The sequence below is a fragment of the Arsenicicoccus sp. UBA7492 genome (assembly GCF_002479615.1).
GTDB lineage: Bacteria > Actinomycetota > Actinomycetes > Actinomycetales > Dermatophilaceae > Arsenicicoccus > Arsenicicoccus bolidensis.
On record NZ_DLOE01000009.1, the window covers coordinates 14,147 to 35,716 of the forward strand.

The 21,570-nt window shown below is 73.2% G+C and carries 18 protein-coding genes; 13 read left to right on the plus strand and 5 right to left on the minus strand.

The window, feature by feature from the left end; all coding sequences use genetic code 11:
• Positions 1 to 27 precede the first annotated feature (27 nt).
• Together B4E97_RS02255 and B4E97_RS02260 are read left to right on the plus strand one after the other, a co-directional pair.
• Entirely contained in the window at positions 28 to 1,701 is a 1,674-nt protein-coding gene (locus tag B4E97_RS02255) for a S8 family peptidase (RefSeq protein ID WP_286958529.1), read from the plus strand.
• A 117-nt stretch (positions 1,702 to 1,818) separates the two neighbouring features.
• The gene (locus tag B4E97_RS02260; protein WP_286958530.1) at positions 1,819 to 2,955 is read left to right on the plus strand and encodes a GNAT family N-acetyltransferase; all 1,137 of its coding nucleotides are present in this window, start codon (positions 1,819 to 1,821) and stop codon (positions 2,953 to 2,955) included.
• A 45-nt stretch (positions 2,956 to 3,000) separates the two neighbouring features.
• Here B4E97_RS02260 and B4E97_RS02265 read toward each other — a convergent pair whose 3' ends face one another.
• Positions 3,001 to 4,284, minus strand: coding sequence for a DUF1479 domain-containing protein (locus B4E97_RS02265; RefSeq protein WP_286958531.1), 1,284 nt, complete (start codon positions 4,282 to 4,284; stop codon positions 3,001 to 3,003).
• Positions 4,285 to 4,404: 120 nt separating this feature from the next.
• Here B4E97_RS02265 and B4E97_RS02270 point away from each other — a divergent pair, with 120 nt between their 5' ends.
• From B4E97_RS02270 to B4E97_RS02320, 11 genes are all read left to right on the plus strand, one after another.
• Complete coding sequence (locus B4E97_RS02270) at positions 4,405 to 5,544, plus strand: ROK family transcriptional regulator (protein ID WP_286958532.1); 1,140 nt, start codon at positions 4,405 to 4,407, stop codon at positions 5,542 to 5,544.
• Between the two features lie 79 nt (positions 5,545 to 5,623).
• Entirely contained in the window at positions 5,624 to 6,820 is a 1,197-nt protein-coding gene (gene serA / locus B4E97_RS02275; RefSeq protein ID WP_019287145.1) for a phosphoglycerate dehydrogenase, read from the plus strand.
• 95 nt (positions 6,821 to 6,915) lie between these two features.
• The gene (locus B4E97_RS02280) at positions 6,916 to 8,448 is read left to right on the plus strand and encodes an ABC transporter substrate-binding protein (RefSeq protein WP_029212284.1); all 1,533 of its coding nucleotides are present in this window, start codon (positions 6,916 to 6,918) and stop codon (positions 8,446 to 8,448) included.
• A gap of 23 nt (positions 8,449 to 8,471) precedes the next feature.
• A complete protein-coding gene (locus B4E97_RS02285) occupies positions 8,472 to 9,422 on the plus strand; it encodes an ABC transporter permease (protein WP_286958533.1) in 951 nt (316 codons plus the stop codon).
• Complete coding sequence (locus B4E97_RS02290) at positions 9,419 to 10,276, plus strand: ABC transporter permease (RefSeq protein WP_019287148.1); 858 nt, start codon at positions 9,419 to 9,421, stop codon at positions 10,274 to 10,276. Before B4E97_RS02285 ends, B4E97_RS02290 begins: the two co-directional genes overlap by 4 nt.
• Positions 10,273 to 11,259 carry an ABC transporter ATP-binding protein gene (locus B4E97_RS02295; RefSeq protein ID WP_286958536.1) on the plus strand — a complete coding sequence of 329 codons (987 nt, stop codon included), beginning with the start codon at positions 10,273 to 10,275 and terminating at the stop codon, positions 11,257 to 11,259. The genes B4E97_RS02290 and B4E97_RS02295 overlap by 4 nt, the downstream gene beginning before the upstream one ends.
• Positions 11,256 to 12,098 (plus strand): ATP-binding cassette domain-containing protein, encoded by an 843-nt coding sequence (locus B4E97_RS02300; protein WP_239264680.1) that lies wholly within the window; start codon positions 11,256 to 11,258, stop codon positions 12,096 to 12,098. The genes B4E97_RS02295 and B4E97_RS02300 overlap by 4 nt, the downstream gene beginning before the upstream one ends.
• Before the next feature lie 169 nt (positions 12,099 to 12,267).
• Positions 12,268 to 13,758 (plus strand): glutamine synthetase family protein, encoded by a 1,491-nt coding sequence (locus tag B4E97_RS02305; RefSeq protein WP_286958537.1) that lies wholly within the window; start codon positions 12,268 to 12,270, stop codon positions 13,756 to 13,758.
• Positions 13,759 to 13,860: 102 nt separating this feature from the next.
• Positions 13,861 to 14,340 carry a hypothetical protein gene (locus tag B4E97_RS02310; protein ID WP_286958538.1) on the plus strand — a complete coding sequence of 160 codons (480 nt, stop codon included), beginning with the start codon at positions 13,861 to 13,863 and terminating at the stop codon, positions 14,338 to 14,340.
• Positions 14,341 to 14,529: 189 nt separating this feature from the next.
• Entirely contained in the window at positions 14,530 to 15,351 is an 822-nt protein-coding gene (locus tag B4E97_RS02315) for a hypothetical protein (RefSeq protein ID WP_286958539.1), read from the plus strand.
• A gap of 31 nt (positions 15,352 to 15,382) precedes the next feature.
• Positions 15,383 to 16,096, plus strand: a complete 714-nt coding sequence (locus tag B4E97_RS02320) for a peptidyl-tRNA hydrolase (protein ID WP_286958541.1) — start codon at positions 15,383 to 15,385, stop codon at positions 16,094 to 16,096.
• Here B4E97_RS02320 and B4E97_RS02325 read toward each other — a convergent pair.
• From B4E97_RS02325 to B4E97_RS02340, 4 genes are all read right to left on the minus strand, one after another.
• Complete coding sequence (locus tag B4E97_RS02325) at positions 16,082 to 17,884, minus strand: AMP-dependent synthetase/ligase (RefSeq protein ID WP_286958542.1); 1,803 nt, start codon at positions 17,882 to 17,884, stop codon at positions 16,082 to 16,084. The genes B4E97_RS02320 and B4E97_RS02325 overlap by 15 nt on opposite strands.
• A 79-nt stretch (positions 17,885 to 17,963) precedes the next feature.
• A complete protein-coding gene (locus B4E97_RS02330) occupies positions 17,964 to 19,841 on the minus strand; it encodes an AMP-dependent synthetase/ligase (protein ID WP_286958543.1) in 1,878 nt (625 codons plus the stop codon).
• 53 nt (positions 19,842 to 19,894) lie between these two features.
• A complete protein-coding gene (locus B4E97_RS02335; RefSeq protein ID WP_239264665.1) occupies positions 19,895 to 20,761 on the minus strand; it encodes an alpha/beta fold hydrolase in 867 nt (288 codons plus the stop codon).
• 58 nt (positions 20,762 to 20,819) lie between these two features.
• Positions 20,820 to 21,536, minus strand: a complete 717-nt coding sequence (locus B4E97_RS02340) for a helix-turn-helix transcriptional regulator (RefSeq protein WP_286958544.1) — start codon at positions 21,534 to 21,536, stop codon at positions 20,820 to 20,822.
• Positions 21,537 to 21,570: the final 34 nt, after the last annotated feature.

Here is a 21,570-nt window from a genome sequence, read left to right on the forward strand (position 1 = left end):
CCACCCCCATCCCCGCAGGAGCCCATCGTGACCACACAACGTCGTGTCCTGGCCGCCGCTCTCGGTGCCTCGACGGTCCTGGCCGGACTCGCCGCAGCCACCCCCGCCTCCGCCGACCAGGACGGACCCGCTCGCTCGGTCCTGGTGCTCGCCGAGAACGGCGCTCAGGACGGTGCCGTCCGCGCCGCCATCACCCGCGCCGGAGGCACCGTGACCTCCGTCGACTCGGCCATCGGCCTCTACTCCGTCACCACCACCAAGACCCGTTTCACCGCCGACGTGCGCGACTCCGCAGCGGTGGACACCGCGGCCGCCGACCGCGTCGTCGGCTTCAGGCGCACGCCGGCCAAGGCCTCCACGTCGGACATCGAGCGGCTGCGCGCCGAGCGTGCCCAGGGTCGCGGCAAGAAGGCCCCGGCACCCAACGTCAACACCAACGGCGAGCCGCTCGCTCCCCTGCAGTGGGACATGCGGATGATCCACACCGCGGAGGCGCACCGCATCGCCACCGGTCGCGGCGTCCGCGTCGGCGTGATCGACACCGGCGTCGACGCGTCCCACCCGGACATCCGCCCCAACTTCGACTTCGCCCTGTCGCGCAACTTCACCCGCGACATGCCCGACATCGACGGCGCCTGCTCGACCGACCCTGACGGCTCCTGCGACGACCCGGCCACCGTCGACGAGGGCGGCCACGGCACCCACGTCGCCAGCACGATCGCCTCCCCGGTCAACGGCCAGGGCATCGCCGGCGTCGCTCCCGAGGCCAGCATCGTCAACCTGCGGGCCGGGCAGGACTCGGGCTACTTCTTCCTCGAGCCGACGGTCAAGGCGCTGACCTACGCCGGCAACAACGGCATCGACGTGGTCAACATGAGCTACTACATCGACCCGTGGGCGTTCAACTGCGCCAACAACCCGGCCGACTCCGCCGAGGAGCAGGCCCAGCAGCGTCTGACGATCGAGGCCACCAACCGAGCCCTGCGCTACGCCCGCGGCAAGGGCGTCACGCTGATCGCCGCCGCCGGCAACTCCGCCACCGACCTGGACAACCCCACGGTGGACGACTCCTCCCCGGACTACCCGGAGGGCGCGGCCAAGACGCGCCAGATCGACAACTCCTGCCTCGACCTGCCGACCGAGGGTGACCACGTCCTCACCGTCACGTCCGTGGGGCCGACCACGCGCAAGGCCTACTACTCCAGCTATGGCCTCACGTCCGTGGACGTCGCGGCTCCCGGCGGCGACATCCGCGACTACTACGGCACACCTCAGTACCGCAAGCCCGGCAACGTCATCCTCGCCGCCATGCCCAAGGCCGTCGGCATCGCCGAGGGCGACATCGACCCGGTGACGGGCGAGCCCACCAACGACTTCGTCATCAAGCAGGGCGACGGCTACTACACCTACCTGCAGGGCACCTCGATGGCCGCGCCGCACGCCACCGGCGTCGCCGCGCTCATCGTCGACCGTTGGGGACACCGTGACCCGCGCCAGGGCGGCAAGGCGCTGACCCCCAACCAGACCGAGAAGATCCTGATGCGCACCGCCACCGACCACGCCTGCCCGAACCCGGCCACCATGGTCTACCCCGGCGTCTCCGCCGCCTACACGGCGACCTGCACGGGCACCACCGAGTTCAACAACTTCTACGGCGACGGCATCGTGGACGCCCTGAAGGCGGTCACCAAGAAGCACTGACCCGCTGAGCTGCACGACTGAGCTGCACGGACGTGGGCGCCCGTCTCCCGGATCCCGGGGGGCGGGCGCCCACGCCGTGATGGGCGGCCAGGTGGCGTGGCTGGGATGATGGGAGGCATGCCCGAGACGACACCGCCGTCCCTCCGCCCCGCCACCCTGCCCGTCGAGGGACTGCCTCCCGGCTGGACGCTGCGGGTCCCCGACGAGCGCGACGTCCAACGGCTCGCCTGGCTGCGCGCCGCCGTCACGGACCGGGCGGTCCCCGGCGCGACGGCGGACGTCCGCACCGTGCTGCACGAGATCACCGGCGTCGCCTCCTGGACGCGGCGGCAGGCGGTGGCCGTCGACCCAGCAGGCGTGGTCCGAGGCTGGGCAGCGGCCCACGACCGAGCCGCCGGTCGCGTCCTCGCGCACGTCACGGTCGAGCCGGGCCTGGACGAGCAATTCGGCGCGGGCGCCGAGGGCAACGAGGGCGTCGAGCCCCAGGACGCCAAGGACATCGAGGGTGCGGTGGCCCGCGCCCTGCTCGACCGCGTCGAGGAGGCGGCCCGCGCGATCGCCCACCTGCGACGCCTGGGCTCCACCCAGATCGACATGGGCTCGTATGCCGGTGACGAGCGCCAGGCGGGGTGGCTGCGACGCGCCGGCTTCCGGCATACGCGCACCTGGCTGCAGATGACCCGGCCGGTCGACCCCGAGGCCGACCACCCGGCCACCCTCCCCGTCCCTCGGGACGGGGTCAGGGTGAGGCGAGTCCGTCTGCACACCAACGGGCTTCCCGTCGCCGAGGACATCCAGATCATCCACGAGATGCTGGAGGAGTCCTTCGCCGACCACTTCAACAGCTATCGCGAGAGCTTCCCCGAGTTCGTGCAGCGCCTGCAGGAGGACCCGGGTCACCGGTGGGACTCCTGGTGGCTGGCCGAGGTGCGCGACGACGCGGAGGGCGGGGGAGCCTGGCTCGCCGGCGGCGCCCTCGTCGGCACGGTGGTCGCCCCGGACCGGGACGGCGTGCAGGGCAGCTACGTCGACTACATCGGCGTGCACCGCCGGGCTCGCGGCCGCGGCGTGGCAAAGGCGTTGCTGCGCACGGTGATCGGCGATGCGGCGCTGCAGGGGCGCAACCGGGTGGGGCTCGAGGTCGACGACGACTCGCCCACCGGCGCGGACGCGCTCTATCGCTCCCTGGGCTGGGAGACCGCCTATCGCACCTGCTCCTGGCACCGCGACGTCGACGCGGGCGAGCACCGCTGAGCCAGCGGGCGGCTCAGCGGTGTGCCGGTCGGTCAGCCGATCTGTTCAGTCGGTGAGGCCCATCCCGCGTCGTCCGACCTCGGAGAGCTCGTCCTCGCGGAAGCGGTCCGGCCAGCTCGACTCGTAGTGCTCCTCCGGGAAGTCGTAGGGCGACTCGCCGGCGCGGAAGGCCTTGCGGACGTGGTCGGCGTAGGCCTCGTTCTTGGCGCACCACGGCGCGGCCGGGATGTACATCACATTGCCCCAACCCTGCTGGTCCTCGACCGGCTCGACCCCGTGGATCATGTCGCAGTGCCACCACACGGAGTCCCCGGGCGCCACGTCGGGGATGCCGGCGGTGGCCTCCAGGAGGAGCGGGTGCCACCGCTCGTTGGCGGGGAAGACCTGGTTGACCGTGACGTCGCACATCGAGTCGTCGGGCACGTCCGGCAGCAGCGGGCGCAGCATGAGATAGGCCATCGCGTGCGGGATCGGGACGGTGTAGAGCACGCCCTGGTCGTGGCGCATCTCGGACAGCGCCGTCCAGCCCTGGAAGGTCCGGAAGGCCGAGCACATGGTCGATCCCGGGTACTGCGCCGCCTCGGTGCGGTAGGCCGCGTCCCAGGGGTCGTAGGCCTCGGGCCAGCCGTCGAACAGGTGGCGGAAGTGGCGCTGGTAGCCCTCGCTCATCCACAGGTCCAGGGTGCCGGGGTCGAGGTGCGCGCCCAGGCCCTGGCTTGAGGCGCCCGGCGGGCGGCGCCGGATGCGGTCGGGATAGAGCGAGTCGCGACCCGGGTCGAACCAGCTGCGGCCCTCGGACTCGTGCCGCCACAGCCCGTTGAGGAAGGCCTGCACGCGGGCCATCCGCGGGTGCTGCCGGGCCTCCATCTGGGGGTGCGACCAGTAGACGGGGTAGATCTCGGGCTTGGACCCCACCGTCCCGAAGAAGTCGTCGCCGGGGCCGCGGTAGTCCTCGAAGAACCGGTTGCGGTCGACGTAGTCCACGACCTCGCGGTCCCATGCCTCGGCCTGCTCGCGGGGGAAGTGGCCGCGGACGATCGCGCAGCCGCGGCGCCGCAGGAGCGCGAGCTGGTCGTCCGGGACCGTGCCGGCCTCGATGTCCGCGTAGGCGATCTCGGGCCAGACCGGTCGACCCGCCTCCCGGTCGGCGCGGATCGCCTCGACCTCCTCGCGGACCTTGGCCTCGACGACGGCGAAGACCTCCTCGACCGTGCGGCCGCTGGCGGCGATCCGGGCGCGGAGCGCGGCCTTGACCTCGCGGATGGCCGCGGGCAGGTCCTCGGGGGTGGTCTCCCAGTGGGGGAGGGCGGGCAGGTCGGTGACCGTCATGAGCATCTCCATCGACTTCGTTTGGGCTCCTTACCAAAAGAGTGGCACGGCATCTGCTATTTTGCAAGGGTTCCTAACTAACCGCGTCGGGCAACGGTCCGCGCGAGAGACGAGGGCCGTATGTCGACGACCGACGCCCCGACGGGCCTGGGCCTCGTGCGCGGGGCCACCGACCGGCTCGTGCTCGAGTCCGTCATCGACCTCGGGCGCCGGACCCGCGCCGAGATCGCGCAGGCCACAGGCGTGTCCAAGCCCACCGTCTCGGAGTCGGTCCGCCGGCTGGGCGAGCTCGGCGTGCTCTGCGAGGCCGGGCGGCAGGAGGGCTCGCGGGGGAGGGCGGGCACCTACTACGAGCTCTCCGCGGGGGCCGGGCTGGCCGTGGCCCTGCACGCCGGACCGCACCTCGTGGTCGGCGAGTCCCTCGACGTGCGAGGCGATCTCGTGAGGCGGGTCGAGCGGCCGGTGGGGCTGACCGTCACCGCCGACGAGCTCCTGGCCGAGCTGGCCGCCGTGCTGGGCGACCTGGTCGACGGCGGCTCGCCTGCCGAGGCGTCCATCGCCGTCTCGGTGGCCGACCCGGTGGAGCACCGCACCGGGCGGCTCGTCCACCTGCAGGGGTCGCCGTTCGTGCTGGGCGAGGCGTGCGTGCGTGATGTCGTCGGCGAGGCCGCCGAGATCGACAACGACGTGCACTGGGCCGCCGTCGCCGAGCTGGCTCACGGTCGGCGCCGCGGTGACCTCGTGGACACCTTCCTGCAGCTCCACCTCGGGTCAGGGATCGGCGGGGCCCTCGTGGCGGACGGCCGCCTCGTCCGGGGGGCGCGGGGGCTGGCCGGGGAGGCGGCCTACGTGACGACGCGGGTGGGAGGGAGGGGGTCTGCCCGGCCCGCTGCCAGGCTGCTCGACGTGCTGGTCGACGAGGGCCTCACCGTGGACGGGGGCACGGTGGTCGACGTGGCGGCAATGGGGTCGCTCCTGCGGCGAGCGCCCCTGCGGGGCAAAGGAGCTCGCGTCGTCGAGGCTGTCGGCGGTGTGCTCTGCTCCGCGATCGCGCTCCTCGACCCTGGCCGCGTCGTCCTGAGCGGTCCGTGGGGTCGGGAACCCGCCCTTGCCGACGCGCTCGACGCGCACCTGCGACGGGAGGCGGTCGTCCCCGTCGAGCTCGTGGTGAGCGCCACCGGGCCGGAGGCGCCGCTCGACGGCGCCCGGCAGCGGGCCGTGGAGCTGGCGCGCGCGGGTCTGCTCTCGCGCGTGTCCTGAGGCGTCGTGCGGGCGTCGTGGACAGTCGTATGCCGGACGCCTCCCGCACCCCAGCCGTGAGCACTGACACGATGGCGCCATGAAGGCCCTGCTGCTCGAGAACGTCCACCCCCTCGCCACGACCATCCTGACCGAGGCGGGCATCGAGGTCGACCACCGTCCCGGAGCCCTGGACGAGGCCGAGCTCGTCGAGGCGCTGCGCGGGGTGCAGCTGCTCGGCATACGGTCCAAGACCGAGGTGACCCCCGCGGTCGTCGAGGCCGCGGACGACCTGCTGGCCATCGGCGCCTTCTGCATCGGCACGAACCAGATCGCGCTGGCCCCGGCCGCCGAGCGCGGCATCCCGGCCTTCAACGCGCCGTACTCCAACACCCGGTCGGTGGTCGAGCTGGCCCTCGCCGAGATCATCGTCATGGCGCGCCGGCTGACCGAGAAGGACAAGGCGCTGCACGAGGGCGTGTGGCGCAAGGACGCCAAGGGCTCGCACGAGATCCGCGGGCGTCGCCTCGGCATCGTCGGCTACGGCAACATCGGCTCGCAGCTGTCCGTGGTCGCCGAGATGCTCGGCATGGAGGTCTACTTCTACGACATCCAGGACCGCCTCGCGCTGGGCAACGCCCGCCGCTGCAGCAGCCTGGAGGAGCTGCTCGACATCGCGGAGGCCGTGACCCTGCACGTCGACGGGCGCGACGGCAACGCGGGGTTCTTCGGCCGCGAGCAGTTCGAGCGCATGCGCCCCCGGTCGCTCTTCCTCAACCTCTCGCGCGGCTTCCTCGTCGACTACGAGGCGCTGCGGGACAGCCTGCAGTCGGGGCACATCGCCGGCGCCTCCGTCGACGTCTTCCCCGTCGAGCCCAAGAAGTCCGGCGATCCGTTCAGCTCGCCCCTGCAGGGCCTGCCCAACACGGTGCTCACGCCCCACGTCGGCGGGTCCACCGAGGAGGCGCAGGAGGACATCGGCCGGTTCGTGGCGGGCAAGCTGCGGGACTTCGTGGCCTACGGCACGACCACCCTGTCGGTCAACCTGCCGGCGCTCACCCTGCAGCACGTCCCCGGGGACCACCGCCTCACGCACTTCCACACCAACACCCCCGGCGTCCTGGCCAAGGTCAACCAGATCCTGGCCTCGCACGGCGTCAACATCGGCGGCCAGCTCCTCGGCACGCAGGGCCACGTGGGCTATGTCGTCACCGACGTGGACTCGCCCCTCAACGAGGGCGCCCTCGCCGAGCTGCACGACCTGCCGGAGACCATCCGGCTGCGCGTCGTCGACTGACCTCGTCAGACGTCGCGGCGCGCCGTGTCAGACTTGGCGCACCCGCGGCACCGACGCAGGCGGGCCGGCAGCACCACCGTGAGCAGGAGACGTGCATGACCCAGCTGTTCCGCCGACGCGCGATCGTCGCCGTCGCCACCGCGAGCGTCCTCGCCCTGTCGGCGTGCAACGCCGGCTCCTCCACGACGGGCTCGAGCGGCAGCGCCTCCGGCCAGGCCGGCGCGGGCAGCAAGGACGTCGCCATCGGTCTGGTGCTCGAGCCCACGAGCATGGACTTCACGAAGTCGGACGGGGCGGCCATCGCGCAGGCGCTGCTCGGCAACGTCTACGAGGGCCTGGTCAAGGTCGACGAGAAGGGCGCTGTCCAGCCGGCGCTCGCCAAGAGCTGGACCATCAGCCCCGACCGCAAGACGTACACCTTCGACCTCGTGGAGGGGGCGAAGTTCAGCAACGGCGCCCCGCTCACCGCCGACGACGTGGTGTTCTCGATCAACCGGGTCAAGTCCGACTGGGCCGTCTCGGTCAAGAAGTCCATGGACGTCGTGAGCGAGGCCAAGGCCGTGTCGCCGACCAAGGTGCAGGTCACGCTCGCCCGCCCCAGCAACTCCTGGCTCTACGCGATGACCACCCGCATCGGCGCGGTCTTCAGCCGCACCGGGGTCGCGGACCTCGCGACCAAGCCTGTCGGCACCGGCCCCTACACCCTGGGCGAGTGGCGGCGCGGCGACTCGATCGTGCTGCGCCGCAACGACTCCTACCACGGCGCCAAGCCCTACTTCGAGCGGGTGACCCTGCGCTACATCAAGGACGCGGCGGCGCTGAGCAACGCGCTGCTGTCGGGGACCATCGACGTCATCGGCACGGTCCAGTCGCCGGAGTCCCTGCAGCAGTTCACGTCCAACGACAAGTACAAGGTGATCGAGGGCACGACCAACGGCGAGGTCATGCTCACGATGAACAGCTCACGCCCCCTGCTCAAGGACAAGGCCGTCCGTCAGGCCATCCGCCAGGCCATCGACCACAAGTCCCTCCTGCAGACCTGCTGGGCCGGTCACGGCACGCTCCTCGGGGCCATGGTCCCGCCGACCGACCCGTGGTACGAAGACCTCACGGGCGTCGCGCCGTTCGACCGCGCCAAGGCGACCCAGGCCCTCAAGGACACCGGCGCGGCCGGCAAGACGCTGCGGCTGCGGCTGCCCGCCGCGCCCTACGCCACGACCTGCGGCCAGGTGGTCAAGTCCGACCTCGAGCAGGCCGGGCTCAAGGTCTCGATCGACCAGGTGGACTTCCCGACCTGGCTCAGCGACGTGTTCAAGGGCGCGGACTACGACCTGACGATCGTCGCCCACGTCGAGCCGCGCGACATCGGGCGCATGTTCGGCAACCCGGACTACTACACGAAGTACGACAACAAGGCGGTCCAGGCCGAGCTCGCCGCGGCCGACGCCGGCACCGAGGCCCAGCAGGTCGAGCACATGAAGAAGGTCGCGCGCCTCACCGCCGAGGACGCCGCGTCGGACGTGCTCTTCCTCATGCCCAACCTCGTCGTCGCCGACAAGGACATCACCGGCCTGCCGACCAACGCGGTCGGCGAGACCCTCGACCTCGCGCACCTGTCGCGGTCCTGACCTCCGACCCCGACCCCCAGCCCATGCTCCTCGGACTGCTGCGCCGCGTCGGGACCTTCCTGGTGTCGCTGCTGGTCAGCAGCGTCCTCGTCTTCGGCTTCATGGTGCTGCTGCCGGGTGACCCCGCACGGGTGGCCCTCGGCACCAACGCGACCGAGGAGGCCGTGACCGCGCTTCGGCACGAGTTCGGGCTCGACCGGCCGCTGGTCGTGCAGTATGCCGAGTGGTTGCGGGGCCTCGTGACCGGCGACCTGGGCCAGTCCTACGTGTCCCGCGCCGACATCGCCCCGCAGGTCGCCGACCGCCTCCAGGTGTCCCTGCTGCTCGTCCTCGCCGCGATGGTGGTGGCCGTGCTGGTGGCCATACCGCTCGGCACGTTGACCGCGCTGCACCACCGACGACCCGCCGGGGTCGTGCTGGCGGCGCTGTCCCAGGTGGGGGTGGCCGTGCCGGCGTTCCTCGTGGGCGTGCTGCTCATCAGCCATTTCTCCGTGCAGCTGCGCTGGCTGCCCGCCAACGGGTGGACGCCGCCCGCGCAGGACCCCGCGATGTTCGTCAAGCAGCTGATCCTGCCCGCCCTCTCTCTGGGCATCGTGCAGGCCGCGGTGCTGGCGCGCTACGTGCGGTCCGCCATCCTCGACGTGCTGCACGAGGACTACCTGCGCACGGCCCGCGCCAAGGGGCTGCGTCCCGGGCCCGCGCTCGTGCGGCACGGCCTGCGCAACGCGTCGGTCCCCGTGATGACCGTCCTTGGCCTGCAGCTGGCGACGACGCTCATCGGGGCGGTCGTCGTGGAGCGGGTGTTCGTCATACCTGGGCTCGGGTCGCTGCTGCTGGACAGCGTCGGCAACCGCGACCTCGTCGTGGTCCAGGACGTCGTCATGGTGCTGGTCGTGGCGGTCCTGCTGATCAACCTGCTGGTCGACGTGCTCTACCTGGTGCTCGACCCCCGCCTGCGGACGGGGGCGCGATGAGCAGCCGGACCCCCGCATCCTCCGCCGCCCGTGGTCGTCGTCGGGTCGACGCGTCGCTGGTCGTCGGCACCGTCCTGGTCGGGCTGGTCGTCGTGACGGCGCTGGTCAGCTTCGTCTGGACCCCGCACCCGCCCGGCCTCACCGACGGGTCCGTGGCGCTGCGCGGCCCGATGGCCGGCTATCCGCTCGGCACCGACCGGCTGGGCCAGGACGAGCTGTCGCGGCTGATGGTGGGCGCACGCACCACCTTGCTGGTGGGCATCGTCGCGGTCGGGCTGGCCGCCGTCGTGGGGGTGCCGCTCGGCGTGCTCGCGGGCATGCGCGGCGGCCTGGTGGGCCGGCTGGTGATGCGGGCCAACGACCTGCTGCTGGCGTTCCCCGCGCTCCTGCTGGCGATCATGCTGGCGGCCGTGCGCGGCGGCTCGACCACGGTGGCGATGGTCGCGATCGGCATCGCGTCGATCCCCACCTTCGCGCGGGTGACGCGCTCGGGTGTGCTGTCGATCATGCAGCGCGAGTACGTCATGGCCGCCCGGTCCGCCGGCCGCACCCCCCTCGGGATCGCGGTGCACCACGTGCTGCCCGGCGTCGCCAACCTCGTCATCGTGCAGTCGTCCGTGGCCTTCGGCATGGCGATCCTCGCCGAGGCCGGCCTGTCCTACCTCGGGGTCGGGACGCCGCCCGACGTGCCGAGCTGGGGGCGCATGCTCTACGACAGCCAGGCCACCTTGTGGCAGACGCCCCGCCTCGCCTGGATCCCCGGGCTCGCCATCGCCCTCGCGGTCCTCGGCTTCAACCTGCTGGGCGACGGCCTGCGCGACCTGCTCGACCCCACGCTGGAGGACCGCCGATGAGCGGCAACGTGCTCGAGATCAGCGGGCTCGCCATCGACGCGGGGGACACCCGCCTGCTCGAGGACGTGTCGCTGACGATCGCACCGGGGGAGCGGGTGGGGCTGATCGGCGAGTCGGGCTCTGGCAAGTCGATCACCTCGCTGGCCATCATGGGCCTGCTGCCCCGCACCCTGCGGGCGAGCGGGTCGATCCGGCTCGCGGGCGTGCGGCATGACGTCGTGGGCGCGTCCGAGGAGGAGCTGTCGGCGGTCCGGGGCCGGGACGTCGCCATGGTCTTCCAGGAGCCGCTCACCGCCCTCAACCCCACGATGCGCGTCGGCGACCAGGTGGCCGAGGCCATGACCATCCACGGGACCCAGCCGTCGCGGGCGGCGGCCCGGGCCCGGGCCGCCGAGCTGCTCGAGGCCGTCCGGCTGCCTGATCCCGCGGACCTCGCCCGGGCCTATCCCCACCAGCTGTCCGGCGGCCAGCGCCAGCGGGTGGTCCTCGCCATCGCCCTGGCCAACGACCCCGCCCTGCTCATCTGCGACGAGCCCACGACCGCGCTCGACGTGACGGTGCAGGCGGAGGTGCTCGACCTCGTCGTGCGCGGCGTCGAGTCCCGTGACGCGGCGCTGCTGTTCATCACCCACGACCTGGCCGTCGTCGCGACCGTGTGCGAGTCCGTCGCCGTGATGTACGGCGGTCGCATCGTCGAGGCCGGCCCCGTCGAGCAGGTGTTCCGGCATCCGCGTCACCGCTACACCCAGGGCCTGCTCGCGGCGTCCGACCTCGCGGTCGATCCCGCCACCCGGCGGCTGCGGACCATCGCCGGGTCCGTCCCGCCCGCGGGTGAGCTCCCCGAGGGCTGCGTGTTCCGCACCCGCTGCTGGAAGGCCACGGACGCGTGCCGGGTCACGCCGCCGTGGACGACCGAGCCCGGCCCGCTGGGGGAGCGGGGCTTCGCCTGCCACCACCCCGCGCAGACGGAGATGTTCGTATGACGACCCCGGCCATCGCGGTGCACGACGTCACGCGGGACTACCCCCGGCCGCGTCGCCGGCTGCTCGAGCCCGCCCCCGTCGTCCGGGCGCTGCGCGGCGTGAGCCTGGAGGTCGCGCCGGGCGAGAAGCTGGGCGTCGTGGGGGAGTCCGGATCGGGCAAGTCCACGCTGCTCCGCATCGTCGCCGGGCTCGACCGGGCCACGAGCGGCACCGTGGCCGTCGACGGGCGGGACGTCACGCGGGCGTCCGACCGTGAGCTGGCGTGGCTGCGGCACCGCCTGCAGGTGGTCTTCCAGGACCCGATGAGCTCGCTCGACCCGCGCCACCGGGTCGGGACCATCGTCGCCGAGCCGCTGCACGCGCTGGGGCTCGCGCGGACGGTCGACGTCGACGCGCGGGTCGGCGAGCTGCTGTCGTCGGTGGGGCTCTCGCCCGACGCCGCGCGGCGCTATCCCCACCAGTTCTCGGGAGGGCAGCGGCAACGCATCGCGATCGCGCGGGCGCTGGCGCCGTCGCCGGGGATCCTGCTGGCCGACGAACCGGTCTCTGCCCTCGACGTCTCGGTGCGCGCGCAGGTGCTGGGGGTCATCGACGACCTGGTCCGCGAGCTGTCGCTGACCCTGGTGTTCGTGTCGCACGACCTGTCCGTGGTGCGGCACGTGTGCGACCGGGTCGCGGTGATGCACGAGGGGCAGGTCGTCGAGAGCGGGCCGACGGCGCAGGTCTACGACGACCCGCAGCACGCCTACACCCAGCGCCTCGTCGCGGCCGTGCCGTCGGTGCGCCGCGCCCTCGCCGGCGTGACCGCCGCGGACCTCGCCGCCGGCAGACCTGCCTGAGGTAGTGACATCGACCTGGCGTGCCAACCCCGGCCGACGTGACTACCTCGGGTAGGTCCACCCCGGACGACGGGCGCCGGTGTGCGGTGGGCACGATGGTGGTGTCGCACGACGACGTGCCACACCACCTCGGGTCGCCACACCCCGGCGACCGCCCCCAGGAGCCGACATGCACGACATCGACCGTTCCCTGACGCCGCACACCCTGGTCCGCGCCCTCGGCAAGCCCGCCGCGAGCTTCACCAAGGCCGACATCGTCCGCTTCGTGCAGGAGCAGGGCATCACGATGCTCGACCTGCGCTACGTCGCGGGCGACGGGCGCCTCAAGAAGCTCAACTTCGCGATCGGCTCGCTCGAGCACCTCGACCGGATCCTCACCCTCGGGGAGCGGGTGGACGGGTCCAGCCTGTTCCCGTTCGTGAGCGCCGGCGCCAGCGACCTGTATGTCGTCCCGCGGTACCGCACGGCGTTCGTTAACCCCTTCGCCGAGGAGCCGACGCTAGACCTGATGTGTTCCTTCTACGACGCCGACGGCGAGCCGCTCGCGTCGGCTCCCGAGCAGGTCCTGCGCAAGGCCCAGGCGCACCTCGAGGCCACCACCGGGTGCCGGCTCGAGGCGCTCGGCGAGCTGGAGTACTACCTGTTCAGCGAGGTCGACTCGATCTACCCGATCGTCGAGCAGCGCGGCTACCACGAGGCCCACCCCTACTCGAAGTGGGGTCACGTCCGGCGCGAGACGATGGCGCACCTCGCGCGCATGGGGGCTCAGATCAAGTACGGCCACGCCGAGGTGGGCAACATCGTCCACGACGGGCAGGAGATGGTGCAGCACGAGATCGAGTTCCTGCCCGTGCCGATCGAGGAGGCTGCCGACCAGCTCGTCCTCGCCAAGTGGGTGCTGCGCGAGGTGGCCTACCGCCACGGCCTGCAGGTCAGCTTCGCGCCCAAGATCATCGTGGGGCAGGCCGGTTCCGGCATGCACGTCCACACCCGCCTGACCCGTGGCGGCCGGGCCGTCTTCGCCGACGCGGAGGGCCTGACCGACGACGCTCGCCGCGTCATCGCGGGCTACCTGCGGCTGGCGGCGTCGTTGACGGCGTTCGGCAACACGGTGCCCACGTCATACCTCCGGCTGGTCCCGCACCAGGAGGCGCCGACGTCGATCTGCTGGGGCGACCGCAACCGGTCGGTGCTGGTCCGGGTGCCGCTCGGATGGTCTGGCGTCGGTGACCGGATGCTGCGTGACGCGAACCCCCTCGAGCCCGCGCAGCAGGTGGACGGCACGGCCGGCCAGACGGTCGAGGTTCGGTCGCCGGACGGGTCGGCGCACGTCCACCTCCTGCTGGCGGGGCTGGCGGTCGCGGCGCGGACCGGGCTCGTGGGGGAGGACTCGCTCGAGCTCGCGCAGCGGTCCTACGTGAGCGAGGACGCCTCTCGCGTCGAGGGACTCGCCCAGCTGCCCTCGTCCTGCGCCCGCTCGGCGGAGGCATTGCTGGCGGACCGGAAGCACTACGAGGCGGGCGGGGTGTTCCCACGCGGCCTGATCGACGCCCAGGCGACGATGCTGCGGTCCTACCAGGACGACGACCTCTCCGAGCGTCTCTACGGCGACGCCGACGGCCTCGCCGCGCTGGTCCAGGAGCACCTCCACTGCGGATGATCGATCGCGCCCGGAGGGGAGGGGTCGTGCGTCCTGGACGGCCCCTCCCCTTCTTGGTGAATCTCCAGCAGACCTCCAGGCACCCGGCCTAGGGTCGATGGCGTGAGGACCACTGATGGCACCCACGGCGCGGGCACGACGACCCGCCACACCACCGAGAGCACCACGACGGGGGACGGCCGGGCCGGAGGGAGGGTGGAGTCGGGAGCCACGCGTGCGATGTCGGCCCTCGAGAGCTTCCGCGACGAGCTGGCCGACCTGTGGGGGGACCTGGAGCAACTGGTCGCCGCGGTGGACGACGCCGCGATGATCGACCTCTCGCGCCGCCTGGAGCAGCACGTCTGCGCCATGCCGGACAGTGCCGACCGCATGCGCGAGCTCGCCAACGACCTGATGGCGCTGATGGCCGGGTGGCAGCACCTCGGCGAGGAGGAGCGGGTCGTGCTCGCGACCGCCATGGCCTATCTCGCCGAGGTGGACGACGCCGTGCCCGACCACCTGCCGGGCGGTCTCGAGGACGACGACCGCGTCGTGGGCGCTGCCGTGCGAGCCGTGCTGCGGCCGCGGCGCCGCGCCGCCTGACAACTCTTTCGTTCTCTTTTCAACAACCTCTGGCGGCCGTCCGTACTGTCCGGTAATGTCCCACCTTGGCGGGGGTCATCCGGGTGAACGATCATCCACTCGGCCACGAGTGCGCACGCTCGGTGGAGGATGGGTGCAGTGATGTCACTGGACGCCAGCCCCGCGTCGCACCTCCTGCGAGAGGAAGTCATGATCGAGCAGCCGTGGTGGGCCGAGGGCCCCGCAGACCACGAGTCTCGGTCCGGCGGCATCGTCTCCGACACGGAGGTGCCGCTGCGCCTCGGCGCGGTGTACTCCGAGGCCGAGATCGATCCCGAGCAGGGCAGCACGGCCCGGTCCGTCATCGTCGGAGGCGTGGTGCTCCTGACCGCCGTCGTCCTGACCGCGGCGCTCGCGGGCATCGCCTCCCGCCCCGGCGTCGACCTGCAGGGCCTCGTGCCGGCCAGCCGTCCCGATCCCGCCACGCACCTCCACGTCCGCGGCACGACGCCGGCCTCCGGCACAACCGCGGCGACCCCACGATCCCGTCCGCCCGTGGGCGGTGGCGCACCGGCCACCCCCTCTCCGAGCACAGCGGTGGGGTCCGTCGCGTCGGGTGCGGAGGCGCTGCGGCGAGCGCCTGGTGCCGGCGTCGCCCCCACGGCGACGACCCGGCCCGTCGGTCCTGCCGCAGCGAGCGCGCCGGCCGCCCAGACGGCTGAGGGCCCACCGCGTCCGGCGAGCCGGCGCACGATGCCCGCCGCGTCGACGTCGTTCGGCGGCCACGGGCGCTCATCGGCTGCCAAGAACCCCGCCCGGGTGGACGCGCAGAAGGGCCATAGGGGTCACAGCACCCCTCCGCGCGGAGCTGGTCGCGCCGCCCAGGGGCGTCGCGACGGGGCCACCACGGCGCCGGTGCGCAGGTCCTCGCCGCAGGCGGCCAGGTCAACGCCGAAGGCGAGCCCGGTCAAGCCCGGCCGGAGGGTGGGGCCCGGCCCCGCGCGGCCCGGCCGGGGTCCTCGAGCGCACTAGCCTGAGGGTTCCATCCTGCGGAGAGGACCCGATGTCCCAGCACGACAGCGAGCCGATCGATGGCTCCCAGCCCATCGACGACCCCGACGTTCCGTGGGCGATGCAGGTGGCCCTGCGCTACGACAAGGCCGACCTGCCCGACGAGGACCTCCTCGCCGCCACGGCCGCGCGTGCCGTCGTCACCCTGCTGGCCGACCACAGGGCCCGTGACGGCGACTGGTCCGAGGCCGTCCGGCGCTGGCGGGACGGGCGCATCCGCAAGCTCGTGCGCCGTGCGCGTGGGGTGCGGTGGGAGCGCGCGCAGGTGGTGCCGGGCGTGACGGTGACGGACGGACCGGCGGCGGTCCGCGCCTACGTGCCGATGCCGACCCGTCCGCTGCCACCTGAGCTGGATGCCCTCCAGGTCAGCGGGACGACCTACCCGGCCACGACGCCAGAGCAGCGCGAGGGGCGGGCGGGGGCCGTGGTGACGGTCGCCCTGTCGCCGCACGTCGAGATGACGAGCGGCAAGACGGCCGCCCAGTGCGGGCACGGAGCACAGCTCGCCTACGAAGCGATGGTCGCGGCTGACGACCCGGCGCTGCAGGCCTGGGCCGAGGACGGCTATCGCGTCCGGGTGGCCCGCCCCGACGAGGCCGGCTGGCGCGCGTGCGCGGGTGCGCCGGTGAGCGTGGTCGACGCCGGCTTCACCGAGCTCGACGGACCCACCGAGACGGTGCGGGCGTGGTGGTCAGCGACCTGCTGAGCGGGCTCGCCGGATCTCGTCATACATCCGGTCGAGCTGGTCGGCGAACCTCTCCTCGACGGCCCGGCGGCGCACCTTGAGGGTCGGGGTCAGGAGCCCGGCGTCCATGGTCAGGGGCTCGTCCAGCAGCTCGACGCCACGGACCTGCTCCTGGTGGGGCAGGTCCGCGTTGACGGTCTCGAGATGGCGCCGCACGTCCTCGAGGACGTCGTCGCCCGCGTCGGCCGTGGGCTGGACGAGGGCGACGAGGCAGACGCGGCGGTCCCCGATGACGACGGCGTGCTCGACCCCGGGATGCTCGGCGATGCGGGCCTCGATGGGGGCGGGGGCGATGTTCTTGCCCTGCTGCGTGACGATGAGGTCCTTGAGCCGGTCGGGGATGCGGACGAAGCCGTCGTCGTCGATCTCGCCGACGTCACCGGTCCGCAGCCAGCCGTCGACGAGGACCTCGCGCGTGGCCTCCTCGTCACGCCAGTAGCCCGCCATCAGGTTGGGCCCGCGGTAGAAGAGCTCACCCTCGTCCCCGCGCCGGAGCTCCCCGTCGAGGATGACCCGGCCGACCGTGCCGAAGCGGACGGCGGCCGGGCAGTTGAAGGTCATGAGGGGACCGGTCTCGGTCATGCCATAGCCCTCGCACACGAGAACCCCTGCGGCCCAGAAGAACTCCTCGACCTCGGGCCGCAGCGGGGCGCCGCAGACGGCGAGGACGGACTTCTCTCCGCCGATGGCGTCGCGCACGTTGTGCAGCACGAGCCGGTCCGCGACCCGGAGCCGGGCCCGCAGGTGGGCCGGGACCGGTCGGCCCGCGAGGCGCAGCTCGCCCACGCGGCGCCCCACGCGGAAGGCCCAGTCGAAGATGCGCCGCCGCACCGGGCTCTTGTCGGCCATGGCGTGGGCGACGGAGTAGACGGTCTCGTAGAGCTTGGGCACCGCCACGAGCGCGGACGGGCGCGCCTCCCGCAGCTGGTCGGCGACGGTCTTGGGGTCGCGGACGTAGGTGTTGAGGGCGCCGTGGGACAGCACGAAGTAGGTCCAGGCTCGTTCGAGCGCGTGCGACAGGGGCAGGAAGGCCAGGCTCGAGTCGTCCGGGCCGAAGTCGAAGAACGCGTCCACCGCGTGCAGCTGGTGCAGCATCGTCGCGTGCGAGAGGGCCACGCCCTTGGGACGGCCGGTGGTGCCGGAGGTGTAGATGATGGTGGCGAGGTCCTCGCCGCGGCCGGCCTCGGTGCGCCGGGCCACCTCGGCGGCCAGCGCGTGGTCGTCGGTGCCGTCATCGTCCCCGTGCCTGAGCACCCGCGTCCACGGCTCCGCCCCGGTGGCGTCGTCGAAGGCCACGAGCAGCCGCAGGTCGGCCCCGGCCGGGGTCGACGTGACCCGGCCCAGCAGGTCCGCGTCGCCCACGAACGCGGCGGTCGCGCCGCTGTGCTCGAGGACGTAGCCGACCTGGTCGGCGGTGGAGGTCGGGTAGATTGGCACCGGGACCGCCCCCGCGGCCAGGGCACCGAGGTCGACCACCGACCACTCCGGGCCGTTGGGAGCCAGGATCGCGACCCGGTCGCCGGGCTGCACGCCGTGGGACACCAGGGCCCGGGCGACCGCCTCGACGCGGCGGCCCACCTCGGCATACGACCAGGTGAAGCCCCGCTCGCCCAGCACGCGCATCGCGGGGCGGTCACCGTGCTCGCGCACGACCCGGGCATAGAGCCGGGCCAGGTGGTCCTCGGAGAATCGCGGGGACGGGACCACGGGTGCAGCGGCTCCCGCGGTGTCGCTTCGAGGCACGGGCATCGGGGCTCCAGCTCCGTCGAGGGTGGGTCAGGTTCACCGTAGCCCACGGCCGCCCGCCCGAGGCCGGGGCACGCGATCGTCAGCGCCGCGAGGGCTCGATGGCGAGGGCGGAGTACATCTCGTCGATGGCCGCGGCGCACTCCCGCTCCACCCGCTGGCGCCGCACGAACCCCGCGGCGGCGGGGCTGCCGAGCAGGCCGAGCGGGGACGCGGCGAGCCGGAATCCCTGGATGCACTGGTCCGGCGACAGGGAGGCGTTGGCCAGCCGGATGGCGTCGCCGACGGCGCGGACGACCAGCGGGTCGGCGGCCAGCGCCTCGGCGTCCGCTGGCGAGGGATCACCCGCGGCGAGCCGTGCCTGCCGGGCCAGCTCGACGTCCGCCTCCACGATCGCCGTGAGGCAGGGGCGCCCGTCCCCGACGACGACGACGTCGGAGATGATCGGCATCGACCGCAGCCGCTCCTCCACGACCTGGGGCGACACGTAGCGCAGCGACTCGGTGACGATGCGGTCGTCGAGGCGGCTGGTGAGGTGCAGGTAGCCGTCGTCGTCGACCCGGCCGATCTGGCCGGTGTGGAGCCACCCGTCGTGCAGCACCCGGGTGGTCTCGGACGGCAGCCCGAAGTAGCCCCGCATCAGGCCGGGCCCGCTCAGCAGCACCTGACCGTCCTCGTCGATGCGCAGGGACAGGCAGGACAGGGGTCGGCCCACCGATCCGTCCTTGGCGGCGTGGGGGGCGTTGACGGTCGCCAGGACCCCGGACTCCAGCGGTCCCCAGCAGCGGTATGCCGGGAGCCCCGCCGTCTCGAGCAGGCTCATGATCTCCGGCGGTGCCCCCACGCCGGCGACCAGGAGCACGGCCTTGGGCCCGCCCAGCTCCCGCGCGACCCGGGTGCCCACGAGGAGCCGTGCCGCGCGGGAGCGCAGCTCGTCCGCCGGGCCGCCGGGGCCCCGCTGCTCCGAGCGCCGGGCCGCGTCCGCGACCGACACGCGACGGCACCAGGGCACCAGGACCGAGCCGAGAGGCAGCTCGTCGGTGGCGCGCTCGAGGGCGTCGCCGACGAGGCGGCGCAGCACCGGGAAGGAGGTCATGAGCAGGGTGGGGCGGAGCTCGCGGACGGCATCCCGGATGTCGTCGGGCTCGCCCACGCAGGACACCGAGCCGCCGGACAACAGGGCGATCAGGCTGCTGCCGTGCTGGATCGAGTGGTGCAGGGGGAGGGTGGTGACCTCGTGCAGGGGCTCGGTGACCCGGAACGCCTCGGCGATCGCCTTGACCGTCGTCAGGGCCGAGCGGTGGGTGTGGACCACGCCGCGCAGCTCGCCGGCGCCCCCCACGGTGTAGTCGATGAACGCGATGTCGTCGGGCGACCAGGCGTCCCTGCGGCGGGCGGCCTCGGCGGCCGTGGCGATGTCGAAGGGCGCCGCCATCACGCGGTCCCAGGAGAAAGTGCCGTGGGTTCCCACCTCGGCCCCCAGGTCGTCCACCGCGTTGCCGAAGGACAGGCCGACGAAATCGTCGAGGTACGGGACCACGTCGGGGTTCTCGTCGAAGCAGACGACGACGCGCAGGGAGGGCAGCCGCCCGGCCAGCCGCCGCATGCTGCGCACCAGCACGTCGCCGCCCACGAACGCCACGCGCGTCTCGGTCTCGCGCAGGACCGCCGCGAGCTCCTCCACCGGGGTGGCGGGTCCGAGCCGGACGACGACGCCGGCGCAGGCGACGACCGCCAGCTCGGTCACCAGCCACTGCGGCCGGTTGTCGGCGATGATCGCCACGGCGTCGCCCGGGTGCAGGCCGCTGGCGATGAGGCCGTGGGAGACGTGGCGCACCTGGGCCGCGAGGTCGGCGTAGGTCACCTGCGCCCAGCCGTCGTCGGTCCGCCCCCGCAGGGCGACGGCGTCGGGGTGAGCGTCGGCGCGGGCGAGGACCAGGGCAGCGAGGTGCTCGGTCACGGCTCGCTCCCTGGTCCTCGACGCATCAGCTCCTAGCGTAGGGGCCGACGAGGTCACGCGGGCAGGACTCGCAGGACCTGCTCCCACCGCTCCGGGGGGAGCAGGTGGCCGCAGCCGTCCACGACGACCACGGTCGCGCTCGTGCGACGGGCGACGGTGGCCGACAGCGCGGGCGGCGGGACGAGGGTGTCGTCCTCGCCGACCACCACCGTGAGGGGCGCGCCGTCGATCCGGTCGAGGTAGTGCTGGGGGAGGGGCCGGGGGTGGTTGATCGTCTTGCAGGTCCGCCCCACCAGGGCCAGCCACTCGACGAGGGTGTCCGGGATGGCGCCGCCGGGCTCCACGAGGTGCCCGAGCACGGCGCGGGCGGTCACGGGCGTCGAGCGCAGCGACCAGCGGGTGCGGTCGCGCACCTGGCTCGCGGAGGTGCGCGGGGGCACGAGCCCGCCCGGTCCGACGAGGAATCGTCCGGTGACGACGGGGGAGTCCGCGCTCAGGCAGACGGCTGCCCCGAGGCCGCTGCCCACCAGCGTCAGCTCGCGGGCCGATGACCACTCGAGGGTGATGGCGTGCAGGGCTGCCTCCAGCCAGGTGGAGTACCACGCCGTGGTGTCGCGTCGGGGCCGCGTCGGGTCGGACAGGCCGGGCTGGCCCGGCAGGTCCAGCGCCCACACGGTGCCGTGCTCGGCAAGCGTACCGATCTCGTCCAGGCTGGACGCCGCGCTCATGGCCGTCCCGGGGAGCCAGACCAGCCGCGGGGGACCCTCGCCGACGGCGACGACGTGCGTCGAGACCGTGGTGTCGTGGACCGGCACCTCCAGGGTGCGGGACTCGTGCCCCACGCCCCAGCCGGCGAGCGCTGCGGTGCACCACTCGTGCACGGTGTCCCGTGCGGCGGGGGAGCGATAGGCGTCGTTCACGTGGTCGAACGATACCGCCGGTTCGGGCGGCCGGTGCACCTGCCCACGGTGGGCGGCGTCAGCGACCTGCCCCCGGCCCGGGGTCCTCGAGCCGCACCAGGCACCCGCCCGGGACCGAGAACGGCTCGACCCGCACCGAGGCGGGATCACCGCCGGCGGCCTCGACGAGGGCGGCCGCGAGGCCCTGGTGGACGGTGCACACGACGTGCGGCACGCGTCGGGCGGCATCGAGCATCGGGCACTGCCGCAGGACGAGCTCCTCACCCTCGCCCGGCCCGCGCCCGGGCGGGGCGTCGTCCGGGGCGAACCCCATCCGGTCGAAGTCCACCCTCAGCTGCTCGCGAGGCGTGGCCTGCGAGGGCACGGACCGGTCGTCGGCGAGGGACTCGCCCCAGGCGACGCCGGCGGCGTGGGCGATGTCGGTGGCGCCCGGCAGCTCGGCCACCTGGTCGGCGAGGGCGACCGCGAGGGCGGCATACTCCGCACCGGCCTCCGAGCCGGCCAGCGTCGCCTCGTAGCGCCAGGCCGGGCGACCGCGGCCGGTGATCGGGGCGCGGAACCGGCGGGCGAACCCGGCCTCGACCAGCGCGTCGAGGTGGGCCCGGACGGTGTTGTTGTGCAGCCCGCACGCGTGGGCGGCCTCGTCGACCGTCATGGGCGCGGCGTGCTCGCGCAGCACCCGCAGGACCGCCTGCCGTGCTGACGTCAGCACCTGGGGCTCGGTGCCCTCAGGGCCGCGCAGCGGGCCAGGGCCTGGCCGCTGCGGAGATGTCATGGCCACGACGACTAGTCTAGAGACCCCGACCGAA

Bases quoted from the DNA above. Each gene is read 5' to 3' on its own strand.
- B4E97_RS02285 (WP_286958533.1), top strand. From the start codon at position 8,472: ATGCTCCTCGGACTGCTGCGCCGCGTCGGGACCTTCCTGGTGTCGCTG.
- B4E97_RS02315 (WP_286958539.1), top strand. From the start codon at position 14,530: ATGATCGAGCAGCCGTGGTGGGCCGAGGGCCCCGCAGACCACGAGTCT.
- B4E97_RS02270 (WP_286958532.1), top strand. From the start codon at position 4,405: ATGTCGACGACCGACGCCCCGACGGGCCTGGGCCTCGTGCGCGGGGCC.
- B4E97_RS02295 (WP_286958536.1), top strand. From the start codon at position 10,273: ATGAGCGGCAACGTGCTCGAGATCAGCGGGCTCGCCATCGACGCGGGG.
- B4E97_RS02305 (WP_286958537.1), top strand. From the start codon at position 12,268: ATGCACGACATCGACCGTTCCCTGACGCCGCACACCCTGGTCCGCGCC.
- B4E97_RS02325 (WP_286958542.1), bottom strand. From the start codon at position 17,884: ATGCCCGTGCCTCGAAGCGACACCGCGGGAGCCGCTGCACCCGTGGTC.
- B4E97_RS02260 (WP_286958530.1), top strand. From the start codon at position 1,819: ATGCCCGAGACGACACCGCCGTCCCTCCGCCCCGCCACCCTGCCCGTC.
- B4E97_RS02290 (WP_019287148.1), top strand. From the start codon at position 9,419: ATGAGCAGCCGGACCCCCGCATCCTCCGCCGCCCGTGGTCGTCGTCGG.
- serA (WP_019287145.1), top strand. From the start codon at position 5,624: ATGAAGGCCCTGCTGCTCGAGAACGTCCACCCCCTCGCCACGACCATC.
- B4E97_RS02265 (WP_286958531.1), bottom strand. From the start codon at position 4,284: ATGACGGTCACCGACCTGCCCGCCCTCCCCCACTGGGAGACCACCCCC.
- B4E97_RS02300 (WP_239264680.1), top strand. From the start codon at position 11,256: ATGACGACCCCGGCCATCGCGGTGCACGACGTCACGCGGGACTACCCC.
- B4E97_RS02340 (WP_286958544.1), bottom strand. From the start codon at position 21,536: ATGACATCTCCGCAGCGGCCAGGCCCTGGCCCGCTGCGCGGCCCTGAG.
- B4E97_RS02280 (WP_029212284.1), top strand. From the start codon at position 6,916: ATGACCCAGCTGTTCCGCCGACGCGCGATCGTCGCCGTCGCCACCGCG.
- B4E97_RS02320 (WP_286958541.1), top strand. From the start codon at position 15,383: ATGTCCCAGCACGACAGCGAGCCGATCGATGGCTCCCAGCCCATCGAC.